Annotated in this window: 12 protein-coding genes and 2 pseudogenes; 12 read left to right on the forward strand and 2 right to left on the reverse strand. The window is 39.0% G+C overall.

Features of this window, described 5'->3' with window-relative positions; all coding sequences use genetic code 11:
- From ACFIL2_RS06710 to ACFIL2_RS06730, 5 genes are all read left to right on the forward strand, one after another.
- Window positions 1-340, forward strand: a 340-nt coding sequence (locus ACFIL2_RS06710) for an ERF family protein (RefSeq protein WP_375680053.1), incomplete at its 5' end; no start/stop codon positions are given.
- A 1-nt stretch (window position 341) separates the two neighbouring features.
- Window positions 342-965: a lambda exonuclease family protein gene (locus ACFIL2_RS06715; protein WP_375680054.1), complete on the forward strand. Its 624-nt coding sequence runs from the start codon at window positions 342-344 to the stop codon at window positions 963-965.
- A gap of 109 nt (window positions 966-1,074) precedes the next feature.
- Entirely contained in the window at window positions 1,075-1,620 is a 546-nt protein-coding gene (locus ACFIL2_RS06720) for a hypothetical protein (protein WP_375680055.1), read from the forward strand.
- Between the two features lie 125 nt (window positions 1,621-1,745).
- Complete coding sequence (locus ACFIL2_RS06725; protein WP_375628770.1) at window positions 1,746-1,994, forward strand: hypothetical protein; 249 nt, start codon at window positions 1,746-1,748, stop codon at window positions 1,992-1,994.
- 2 nt (window positions 1,995-1,996) lie between these two features.
- On the forward strand, window positions 1,997-3,040 hold the full coding sequence (locus ACFIL2_RS06730) for a tyrosine-type recombinase/integrase (protein WP_375680056.1): 1,044 nt from the start codon (window positions 1,997-1,999) through the stop codon (window positions 3,038-3,040).
- Window positions 3,041-3,745: 705 nt separating this feature from the next.
- Here the strand turns inward: ACFIL2_RS06730 and ACFIL2_RS06735 are convergent.
- Together ACFIL2_RS06735 and ACFIL2_RS06740 are read right to left on the reverse strand one after the other, a co-directional pair.
- Entirely contained in the window at window positions 3,746-4,966 is a 1,221-nt protein-coding gene (locus ACFIL2_RS06735; protein WP_375680057.1) for an MFS transporter, read from the reverse strand.
- Complete coding sequence (locus ACFIL2_RS06740; RefSeq protein ID WP_375680058.1) at window positions 4,963-5,442, reverse strand: hypothetical protein; 480 nt, start codon at window positions 5,440-5,442, stop codon at window positions 4,963-4,965. The genes ACFIL2_RS06735 and ACFIL2_RS06740 overlap by 4 nt, the downstream gene beginning before the upstream one ends.
- Before the next feature lie 774 nt (window positions 5,443-6,216).
- Between ACFIL2_RS06740 and ACFIL2_RS06745 the strand changes: the two are divergent.
- The 7 genes and pseudogenes from ACFIL2_RS06745 to ACFIL2_RS06775 all read left to right on the forward strand — a co-directional run.
- Window positions 6,217-6,465, forward strand: a pseudogene (locus ACFIL2_RS06745) (baseplate assembly protein); the annotation flags it as partial.
- 326 nt (window positions 6,466-6,791) lie between these two features.
- Entirely contained in the window at window positions 6,792-7,904 is a 1,113-nt protein-coding gene (locus ACFIL2_RS06750; RefSeq protein ID WP_375637045.1) for a YbfB/YjiJ family MFS transporter, read from the forward strand.
- Between the two features lie 95 nt (window positions 7,905-7,999).
- The gene (locus ACFIL2_RS06755) at window positions 8,000-9,868 is read left to right on the forward strand and encodes an FAD/NAD(P)-binding protein (protein WP_375676843.1); all 1,869 of its coding nucleotides are present in this window, start codon (window positions 8,000-8,002) and stop codon (window positions 9,866-9,868) included.
- A gap of 96 nt (window positions 9,869-9,964) precedes the next feature.
- Window positions 9,965-10,114 (forward strand): hypothetical protein, encoded by a 150-nt coding sequence (locus ACFIL2_RS06760; RefSeq protein WP_375681717.1) that lies wholly within the window; start codon window positions 9,965-9,967, stop codon window positions 10,112-10,114.
- Window positions 10,107-11,198, forward strand: coding sequence for a hypothetical protein (locus ACFIL2_RS06765; protein WP_375681718.1), 1,092 nt, complete (start codon window positions 10,107-10,109; stop codon window positions 11,196-11,198). The genes ACFIL2_RS06760 and ACFIL2_RS06765 overlap by 8 nt, the downstream gene beginning before the upstream one ends.
- 14 nt (window positions 11,199-11,212) lie before the next feature.
- Window positions 11,213-11,422 (forward strand): 2-hydroxymuconate tautomerase family protein, encoded by a 210-nt coding sequence (locus tag ACFIL2_RS06770; protein WP_375607418.1) that lies wholly within the window; start codon window positions 11,213-11,215, stop codon window positions 11,420-11,422.
- Window positions 11,423-11,508: 86 nt separating this feature from the next.
- Window positions 11,509-11,830, forward strand: a pseudogene (locus ACFIL2_RS06775) (phage tail protein); the annotation flags it as partial.

An 11,830-nucleotide genomic window follows, 5' to 3' on the forward strand; every position in this document is an offset into this window, starting at 1 on the left:
ATCGGTTGGTTCTGCAATCACATACGCACGCAGATATCTGTTAGGTATGCTTCTTAATGTCGTGAGTGAAGATGATGATACGGATGGGAACACACCTATTAAAAAGGCTTTTCCACAACAGATCAATGAAATCAGAAGACTCATAGTACAAACCCAAACAGAAGAAGAAAAAATACTTACTTATGTCAATGTCAAAAAGCTTGACGATATGTCTGAAGGACAAGCACAAACGGTGTTACATCTTTTGAAAAATAAACAAAACAAGCAAAAGGTAGAAACAGATTCTACTATACAAGATGCCGATATAGCAACGCCACACGAACAACAAACGGCGGTGTGAGATGGAGCAACGAACAGCAGAATGGTTTCAAGCAAGGCTAGGGAAAGTCACTGCTTCAAACGTTTACAACGTACTCAGTAAGACAGCAAAAGGTTTGCCTACAAGCAAATATGAAGACTACAAAACGAAACTCATGACAGAACGCTTAATAGGGGAAATAAGCCAATCTTATACAACACCTGCTATGCAATGGGGCATTGAACATGAAGAGAATGCCTTGAGAGAATATGAATTCATTTATGACACCAATGTCATAAGATGCGGGTTTATCCCACACCCAAAAATGAAAATGGCGGGGGCTAGTCCTGATGGATTCATTGGAGAGGACGGTTTAATCGAAGTCAAATGTCCACAATCAACAACCCATCTTCGTTTTTTTATATATGACGAAATTAAACCAGAATATCACGCACAAATGCAATTCCAAATGGCATGCACTGGACGTAAATGGTGTGATTTCATGAGCTATAATCCAAATTTTGTAGGCAAATCTACTGGTTTGAGAATGAAAATCAAACGCGTCAACCGCGATGAGAAACACATTGAAGAGATTAATAAAGCTGTCGAAATCTTTTTAGGGGAAATAGAACAAGAGATGCAAAAGATTTTGGCAAAAGCTGCTTAAACATATGGGGGTGCTCTCTCCTCCCAGCACCCCCACCCTTTCCTAACACTTTCAACACATGCGTGATTCACGCCACGGGTGGATTGTACGCAAATCAAGGAAATAAACCATGGAAAAGAAATATGAACTTACTGATGAAACAACTGAGATTGAAGGTAAAACTCTCCACCGCATTCGTGCATTGAGAGATTTTGGGGACGTCAAGAAAGGTGATCTTGGCGGCTATATCGAGAAAGAAGACAATCTAAGTCATGATGGTAATTGCTGGATTGGGGATTATGCCAAGGTTTATGATGATGCTAAGGTTTACGAAAATGCACATGTTTACGGTTATGCCGAGGTTCACGGCAATTCTCGTATTTATGGCAAAGCAGAAGTTTTCGATGAACCATGCATTTACGGTCATGCAGAAGTTTACGGTGATGCATATATTTGCGGTGAACCGCACGTTTTTGATAATGCAGAAGTTTATGGCAATGCACAAGTTTACGGTGAGGCATACATTTACGATAGGGCGCGTGTTTACGGCAATGCGCAAGTTTACGGTGATGCGCATATTTACGGTCATGCAAAAATTTACGGTGATGCATGTGTATGTTGGAACGACTGGATTGATGACGATAGAAGAATCTCAACTAGAGAAAAAACCAGATGAGAAAATAACGAACTACTAATCTTATAGTATCTCTATAAGCCGTTTCTAACACCGAAAAACCAACTTTTAACACCAGCGTGATTCACGCCACGGGTGAATTACATCTAAAATGAAGGGGAATAAACATGCCACACCGCTCACCTACTATCACGCAACCAGCTATTGCTCGTGCTTTAAGAGAAGCTAAAAAACAAGGATGTGAACTCATAGAAATCAAACCTACAGGGGAATTATTAATTCATATCAATAAAACCATAACACCAACAACGATAGATAATACTTATAGCATTGACGATTTTCCACCGCTTGAAAACGAGCAAGAAGACTACGAGACCAGCAAAAGCTGCCCCTCTGTCGACGGTATAAAGTTTTAGCCATGCCAAAACGCCGTCCACCGCATCTTGTTCGTGAACGTACACGCCATGGTAAAGTTATATGGTATGTACGTATTGGTCATGGACCACGGTTTCGGATTGAAGGAACCTATGGAACGCAAGAGTTTGTTGACAATTATACGCTGGCTATTAAACAAGCGCAAAATGGCTCCTCCAAAACAAAGAGGCGTACCAGACTCACAGAAGGGTCTTTCGATTGGTTATTGCATCAGTATTTACAAAGCATGCAATGGCATAATCAATCAGAATCTACTAAAAAAGTTAAATATCGAATTCTGAATAATGTTTCTAAACATATCGGTGATCGTGCATATAAAAGCATAAACAAACAACACATTCTTGAAGCCGTAGATAGAAGGCGAGAGACCCCCGCGGCGGCAAGACATTTTTTGACCTCTTTAAACGGTCTTTTTAATTGGGCGGTTGATAATGCCCTTTTAAATAGAAATCCTGCCTTTAATATAAAAGCACCAAAATCTTTAAACAGTGAGGGATTACTGCCATGGCTAGAAGAGGACATAGACAAATATTATCACCGTTGGTCACATGGTACGCATGAACGTGTATGGATTGATGTTCTTCTTTATACAGGCTTGCGTCGTGGTGATGCCGTTCGTATCGGCTGGAAAGACGTCAAAGATAATATCATTTATCTCAAAACAGAAAAGAGCCAATTTAAAACAGATGTTTTTCTTCCTATTTTACCAGAACTAGAGGAAACCCTTAAAATTGGTCCTATAGGTAATGAAACATTCATTTGTGGTAAAGGTGGAAATAAGCTTGTCAAAGAAAGTTTTGGTAATCTGTTTCGTAAAGCTTGTAATGCAGCAGGTATTAAAAAATCAGCGCACGGATTGCGAAAATTAGCAGCAACACGTGCAGCCAATGCTGGTGCGACAGTTTCGCAAATGAAAGCGCTTTTTGGCTGGACAGAAGATAACATGGCATCCCTTTATACCAAAAAAGCCGATAGAAAACGCCTTGCAATAGAAGCAATCAAAAAGCTACAAAAAGGTTCGGGATAGACATAAAAATAAGTTAAAAGAATCAAAGGAATCAAAACTCCCGAACTTTTATATAATCTATTGATTTTATATAAATATAACGCTCTCTTCCTCTCCGCCATCTATTGTTATAAAAGCAGTTGATTGTGTATCGGAATTCTGTTTATCCCGTTGGGATTATGCCTCTCATATAAAAAGCATGTTCTAAACACAAATATACTTGTGTTGCTAATTTATACACTTGTTTTAAAGAGATATCTTTGCAATGTGTATAAGCCCGTTTTGCGACGCTGCCTCGTAAATGGTATAAAACACAAAAGTTTCTGTGAGACATATAAAGCCTTATAAAGCCACACCATTTGTATACTTATGAAGATGCAAAGAGGCATATTATATATCTGCTTATATATCTGCCTTCCTGTTGTTATAGATTTTGACTATGAGAGTTCATAAAAGGCATTTTTCCTTTCTAAATCGTTTTTATTTATACGGCTTTCTTTGTTTATGATGTGCAAGCAAATGATTTTGATTGTTTCAACCATAAAGCAGATTTGAAAAGAAAAAATCTTACAATATTCGCGTTTGGTATATTATCATTATAAATCAACGTGTTGCTTTATATTTGCATTGTATATTGAAAGTTGGATGTGGCAATGCTCTCAAAAAAGTTATAGATTTCTTTTAGAAGAAAACATTGTGGGTAATAATTTTAAAATTTTCCTCTCATCATAGAGACTTTTGAGAGTGTTTCATCCATTTCATGACAATCAAACCACATATGAAAAAAGTAATGGTCGGTAATATTAGGTAGTAAGATGGAGAAACTTTTGCAGGAAGAAAAGAAATAATACTCAATACTGTAATTGAAAATATTCTTCCGCTAAAAGAGACAGCACCAACAACACCGGAAATATGCTGCGTTTGTTTTTGATTAAGTTCTGAGAAAAATAAGCTTTTTGCACCGATCGGTACAGTGCAAATAAATCCATGGATTAAAGAGAAGGCGATGACTGATGCAGCAGTTTGATGGCTATGAACTGAAAAATAGAGCGCTATGCACATCAGTGCAGAAAAGAAGGAAAAATATTTTATAGAATTCTTATATTTTTTATCAAGAACATGATACTTAGACATCAGTAAATTTGAAAAATATTGTGCTGAAAAGGCTCCAATATGGCAGCACATCAAGATGAGCATTTGCGAACCGTTGAGGTGATGAATTTTTCCCCCTGAAAGTATTATCGGTTGCCAGAAATGATAAATAATCTGAATACCAGCGCTAAAAAGGCATATGAGGAAAATAAACCATGCTCCTCCTACTGTATTTTGAAATACCCAAAGCGTTTCCTTGGCATTGTGCAAGATTGTTTTTGTTTTGGACGTTTCAATTGTCGTTTTCTTTTCTTCAGGAACAATAAGGAATATCAAAAAAATAAATCCCATCATGAGGCATGAGATGATATATCCCATAAAATATCGTCCAGAGTAATAGATCGTTCCAATTCCTATAATCCCACTGAGAATACTTCCGAAAGAGTTAACCTGGTGGTAGAGATGAGCATAATGCGAAAAGTGATCCTGTTTATCGCCTAGAGAATGGTAAATCCATCCGTCAATGGCGCTGATAATGATGCAAATGCCCGCTGCATAGAGAATTTGCGCAATAATAAGTGCTGTCATATTAGGAGCTTGAAGGCATAGAAGATAAAATACTCCTGTCATAAAGACCCCAGCCATAACGGAATATTTACGCCGATATCTGTCAGATAAAACAGCGCAGGGAAAATCAAGCAGCAGAATGGTGGTGGAAAAGACAACCTGAAGCAGAGCTAATTGCGCCAGACTAACTCCCATGGACATTAAAAAAATCGCATGGTAAACGCCGATCAGCATGCGGATAGCATTATAGGATCCATAGGTGAGAGCAAGGGTGCGTGCTCTGTTCATTGTGTTGTTCCATAGATTGTACAATAAGAATTTTCATTGAAAAGAATATTTTTCTGTGAAAAGGGAGCGGTTTCATATCCCCATTCAGGGATTAGTGGAAAGAAGGCTTCCATAACCATCCCAAAATTTAAAAGGTCCCTTAGTCCATATGGGACTTCAAAGCGTATTAATGAGAGCAAATGATGCAATTGTAAAGTGATTATGAGAAGCAACATAAGCCTCATAAATGAGATTGTTATTTTTTGAGGGGAGTTGCTTTTGGGGCTGTTGCTTCCGTAGTAATCATTTTGTCTAGATCTGTAAAATGACCCTAGGACGGCAAGATCATTGACATAATTAGGACTTATAGAAGTATGTTTATTTTTTATACACCATTTACTGATCCATTCTCTTTGCTGATCAGCTGAAATAGCACAAATGATCCATAAATCGGTTTTTGGTAATTTTTTGATATCTTTTTTTATAGTCATCAACATTTGTAATCCCCCCATTCTTTCTGACTGTTTCTCCGTATCACTTTACGTCTAAAATTTTTTTTCAGAATTCATCTTTACTTTATTTATTAAAAAGATTGTCTCGCAAGGTGCGTTTTGATCATGTCATTATGATTAAGAATTAAATTTCTGATATAAGAGGAAGGGGGCATGATACATTGTGACTAAATACATAAATCCCTCCATATCCTGAAATGATGATTTCCTTTTACAAAACAGTATCCTGAATGGAAGCTCGATAACCATTACTTTGATCATGGAAATGATAACCTAAAAGAGTGCTTATGAGTGCTTGAAGATATTCTTTAGATATTACAGAAAGAACAAGAAAATAGTTTAAAAAAATCAAACTTGGGATGAAAGCTTTCATCTTATGATGGATGATGGTGAATTTTAAACTTCATCTACTGTTTTTTTGATCTACTGTACTGTAAGAAAGATCAAACTCCCCCAATTCATGTTTCTAATTTAGATCATTGATCATAAACATTATATACTGTCTTTTCAAATTATAACTTTGCTCATTGCTTGTCTTCACTGATTAAATCAACATTTCTCTAAAAATGCCGCTTGAGAAAAATGCATCCTATCAGTTTAATATTCTATGATCTTTTAATTAATTTAAAGAAGATAACATAAAATATACGATAAAAAATGAATAAATTTCAATTTTTATAAAAAACACAAACTTTTTTACTGCTGCTGATAAAAAACAAAGCTATATTAAAAGTAGCCTTTATACCCTTCAATACTATTGATTTTTGGTTGTTACTGGATGAAGGCTCCTTTGTTTTGGAAAGAGCGGAGCAGAATTTAAGAGCAGAATGGGCGCGTGCGCAAAGGCTTGGGCGTGATCTGTCTTTAAGTTGGATACTAAGCCACTTGATGGTTGAGGACGTTCATCATGTGAACATAACGCAACCTTGTGAGGGTATTTTAGTCGCACCTGATGAAGCTGTCGCTTTGGGGGATATTGTCTTGTCTGAACTGGGGCGTGCTTATTGATTTTCTCGTTGTTATTGCTGCTTAATTTCAGCCATTATTTTTCTGAAAAAGAAGCTTTGTAGGGAGAAGATCATACATGGAGCAGGGCGTAAAACGATGAAATGCATATAACTGATCCAGTAATGTTGACAATAATCGTTAAATATGTTGCTCTGGCTACCTAAACAAATGGCTAGATTGGCTTTTATTCTCTGAGATAAGTGTTACTCTCGATGAGATAGAATGCGGATGAGCGAATTATTAGTTAAGGGATTAGAGTAATGGGGGGGAAAAATAATCGTCAAGATTTGAGTTGTTTCAAAATCGCTGTATTCGGTATGATTATTATGATTTTGGGGATGGGGATTGGGCGATTTTTCTATACGCCGGTATTTCCAGTTATGTTGGATGAAGGATTGTTTACCTTTAAGCAACTTTCTTATATAGCTAGCGCTAATTATGGCGGTTATTTAGTTGGGAGTATGTTTTTTTCGTTTTGCAGAGTTGGGAATATATCCCGTGCTCCCTACATGCTATTTGGTGCAGCTATAGTGACGAGTGCACTTATTTTTGCCATGGCGTTAACAACAAACTTTTACTTGGTCTTCTTTATCCGCTTTGCTGCCGGTATCGCGAGTGCAGCAATGATGATTTTTGGTTCTATGACGGTTATGCAGCATAGTCACAAGCTGTGGGTTATTGCTTCGCTCTATGCAGGTGTGGGAGTTGGTATTCTGCTGGGTAATGAGTATGTTATTATTGGTTTGAGTAAATCGCTGAACGCAAAAAATATTTGGTTTGGAGCTGGTTTTATATCTGTTGTATTGTTGCTCTTGTTGTTTATTTTATTTCCACGTCGTGTTGATGCGTCTCAATTTGCTATTAATGAGTCATTGGCACACGAAAATATCGTTTGGTGGGAACTCGCTCTGATTTATGGGCTTGCTGGGTTTGGTTATATTATTGTCGCGACATATCTTCCTCTGATGGCGAAAACATTTAATTTCCCACTACTCGCTAACCACTTATGGTCGTTTGTCGGAATTGCCATTGTTCCTAGTTGTTTCATTTGGTTATGGGGAGCCCATCGGTGGGGGGTATTACGTTGTCTGATGCTCAATTTGCTTATCCAAGGAGGATGCGTATTACTGACATTATTCAGCCAGTCTCTTGTACTGATCGTTCTCAGTTGCATAGGGTTTGGATTTACTTTTATGGGGACGACCTCTCTAGTTATGCCGTTAGCTAAGCGTTTGTATGCGCCGTATGGCATAAATCTGCTAGGCTTGGCTACCTTAACTTACGGTTTTGGCCAAATATTAGGACCTCTCTTGACGAGTTTTTTACAGTTTGGTTCACATGCCATTGCGCTTTCCGTTATCTGTGGTGCTGTAGCGCTTTTTGCTGCTGCTGGAATCTGTCAATATTGTCTTTGTAAAAAGGTCGTTGGCGTTTCATAAACCCGCAATCTTCACTAAAAAGTCGAGAGAATTTATTCCATTCTTTTTGAAACATTTTGTGAAAGTCAAATTATTCTAATAGGGGAGATTACAGAATGCTTCACTCTACAGTCGCTATTTTGGGCGTTGGTCCTCGTGGGATCAGTATTCTCGAACGCTTGCTCACACTTTATTCCCATTATCCATTTTCTGGGAACATTGATATTTTATTGATTGATCCCAATGAGATGGGAACCGGTACCCATAGTGTGCATCAGCCAGATCATTTATTGGTTAACACTGTCGCTTGCCAGATTACTTTATTTGGTGATGATACAGTTAAGGGTGTCGGGCCTATTCGGAAGGGACCGAATTTCTATCAATGGGCTATTCAACAAGGTTATCGTAATATTAACGGTGTTTTTTCTCGTACAGAGCATGATGTTGGGAGAGAAATCAAAGAAAATGATTATTTATCACGTCGTTTGTTAGGGGAATACCTGTCTTGGGCTTACCAAGAACTCACGCAAGATTTACCTTCCGGTATTCGTATTAAGGAGATCCGACAAAAGGTTATTAATCTCCATATCCACCAAGATAATAAAACGGATGTTCTTTTGGAAGATGGCTGTCGTTATAGTGTAGATTTTGTTTATATGACCACGGGTCACGGTAAGAATATATATTCATCGCATGATGAAAGCCTGCAACAGTTTGTCGCTGCTCACCAAATGAAAAATGCGCTTTTGAACTATTATTCGAATCCTTATCCAATTGAAAAGTTGGACTCTATACAATCTCAGTCTCGTGTGCTGGTGCAGGGAATTGGATTAACTAGCTATGATGTCTTGTCGCAATTGACTTACGGTCGCGGTGGGACTTTTACTGAAAATGCTGGACAATTGCGCTACATGCCAAGCGGCACAGAACCGAAGATAGCTTTATTCTCCCGTCAAACATTGCCTTTTAGTAGTCGCGGGATTAATCAAAAGGGTGGTAGTGGGCAATACATACCATCATTCCTTACTCTCGATGCAATACATCATCTGCGTAAGCAATCCAGCATTGCTAACGGTTCTCCGAAGCTGGATTTCGAAACGCAGCTTTTACCTCTGTTGCTTAAAGAAATGTGTTATGTCTATCGAAGTACGCAGCTGGGGCACTGGCTAGACCCTGAAACCTATGTTGTTACTTCCAAAGACGAGCAGTGTATTCAAGCGTTGCTGTATCCTTATCGAAATAAAATATTTGCTTCTTTGAAGGATTATACAAGATTCTTCATGGAGCATTTGAAGGACGATCTTCATTCTTCCGCTGTAGGTAATGTTGATGGCCCAGTGAAAGCTGCTACAGATGTGCTACGAGATGTCCGTGATATCTTACGTTCAGCAATTGATTTTTGCGGGTTAACGTCTTCATCTCACAAGTACTTTATTGAATATTTTAATCCAAACTTTAACCGTATTTCTGTCGGCCCACCGATGCAGCGAAACCAAGAGTTGAAGGCTCTGATGGAGGCTGGTATCGTGACTTTGGCTGGCGGACCTTCACCTAAACTTGTTCTCAATGCTAGTACCAGCCGTTTCGAAATTCAGTCTGTTTTTCAAGATGAAAACAGTTCAGTTGATGGAGATGTGCTGATCAAGGCCAAGATTGATAGTTTTTCTCCGTTGCGTGATGAGTCCCCTTTTATCAAAAATTTGGCTGCTCAGGGCATCATTCGACCATTTATCAACCAAGGATATCATCCTGGTGGTATTGATATTGACCGTCGGCAGCATCCTATAGACACTAAAGGGCAAATACAAAATACATTATGGGTGGTCGGTAATCCAGTAGAGGGGCCTAATTTTTATACATATATTTTGCCTAGGCCTTTAGTTAATTCGCGTGCATTGCGGGACGCAGGGCGCTGTGTCACTGACATGTACGAGCAGCTTCTTAATCGCTACTCAGTCAAAGATTCAACAATTAATGTACATTGATGATGTAAAAAGCTTCCTGATACGCATGTCCTCCGTATCCGTTATAATGGCGATGCTGATGCTATTCATTTTTCTTATGTCTATCTCAATAAGAACTTGGTTTCTTATTCCATTGGCTGGAGTGACTGTTTTCGGTTATTTGCTTTTGACGATACCATACTGGTGGTTGAAGGGGAATGCACGCAGTGGTGTGTTCATCCTGTTGGCTTGTACTTTAGTGCTGATATGGCGTTGGCACTTGCCTGATGTTCGTACTGTGCTTGTGCGTTTTACTGATGTCTTTTGGCTATTACTCGCCATGGGATTGTTGCGCCATGTGATGAATACATGGCGTATTTCAGAATTTCTCTCTGAACGGTTGATGCGCTATGGAAAGGGTTCGCTTACCCTGTCCATCGCGATACTGACTGCGTTTTTAGCTTGGCCGATGAGTTTGGGGGTTATCCCCCTAATGATTGATGCCTTGAAAAAAAGTGTTTTTCCCTCTCGCCATTTGGCCGCTATTGTGATGCGAATGATGAGCATCACGATGGTACTGATGCCGACCAGCATCGGTGCAGCAACAGTTTTCTCTGCTATGCCTAGAACACCAATATTCACATCCGCTGCTTTGGGGATACCACTTTTTCTATTCAGTCTGTTGTTGTTGTGCCTTTCTCCTGTTGTACCGCTAGCTAACCCGATTATTTGCGATGAGAGAAGAGCGAATAAAGAAGGAGAGAGAGTAAGAATTTGGATTTTTTTGATATTTTTCTGGCTAACATTTATCGTTGCGTTGACAGTTATCAAGTTGAATGCACTACAAAGCATTGCATTGACGGCAAGCATTCTATACGTCATTGAGCGTGTGAGTTCACGCAGTATTGATTTTTTGACTCCTTTGGTGGCAGTGATACGCAGTATATCCAGTGAAATTATGTTGTTGCTAGGTTGTAGTCTGCTAATATCTACTTGTGATTTGCTTATTCCTTTGTTGCCGGTGACGTTTAGTCACTCATTGGCATCACTTTCTGTTTGGCAGCACTATGCCTGTATTCTCTTTGTATTGCCAATTTTCAGTGTAGTAGGAATTCATCCTATGGTGCTATTTAGTTTGGCATTTCCCTTACTAGGGTCATCGATGGCTTATGGGGTTACGGATTATTTGGTTTGGATTTGCTTCTTTATTGCAGCTCAACTCCTTTCTCCTGTATCAATAAATGCTATTTTTGCTTCCAGTAGCCTACGTATTTCACCGGTGGATACGAGCTTTAAAATGCATAGTTATTATGTATTAATATTTAATCTTTTTGCGTTCATTTATTTGAGCTTTTTTATTCAATATTTGTAAATTATGGAGATCTTATGCCTTACATAAATATTAAAATTACTAATGAAGGGGTTACCTCTGAACAGAAACGGCAACTAATAGAAGGGGCAACTCAATTATTAGTTAATATTCTGAATAAAAATCCGAAAACGACTGTTGTCGTGATTGATGAAGTGGAGACAGACAATTGGGGTATTGGGGGTGTTCCCATTACAGAATTAAGAAAAGCTCAAAATAAAGAATAACTCTGTGTATTTGACAATAATTTAAGGTCAATAGGGATAATCAATGTAAAAAATCACGTCCCTTAGCAACATTTGATCAGACCGCCATTGGGGCGGTTGTTACAGCCCCTGATGCGGATGCACAAATTTATCCCCTTAACGAGCCCGTGTTGGTCTTCACCCATGAGACAGACAAAATCCAAAAGCTTGGGCGAAGGGGAACGGCTCTTGATGTGATTAACGCCGTGTGCGCACAGGGGATTGAGGCACAAGTGATCCTTGTGCGGGTGGAAGAAAAGTCAATCATTGCTGAGACACAAACCGAAATGGTGGGATCCAATACTCACTTGACCGGTGTGCATGCCTTGGCTCATGCGCGGGGGCATTTGGGTGTGGAACCTGGAATTCTCTTAGCACCGGCTTATAGTG

Origin of the sequence: Bartonella sp. AP30XZML, assembly GCF_042195945.1 — a bacterium.
Lineage (GTDB): Bacteria > Pseudomonadota > Alphaproteobacteria > Rhizobiales > Rhizobiaceae > Bartonella.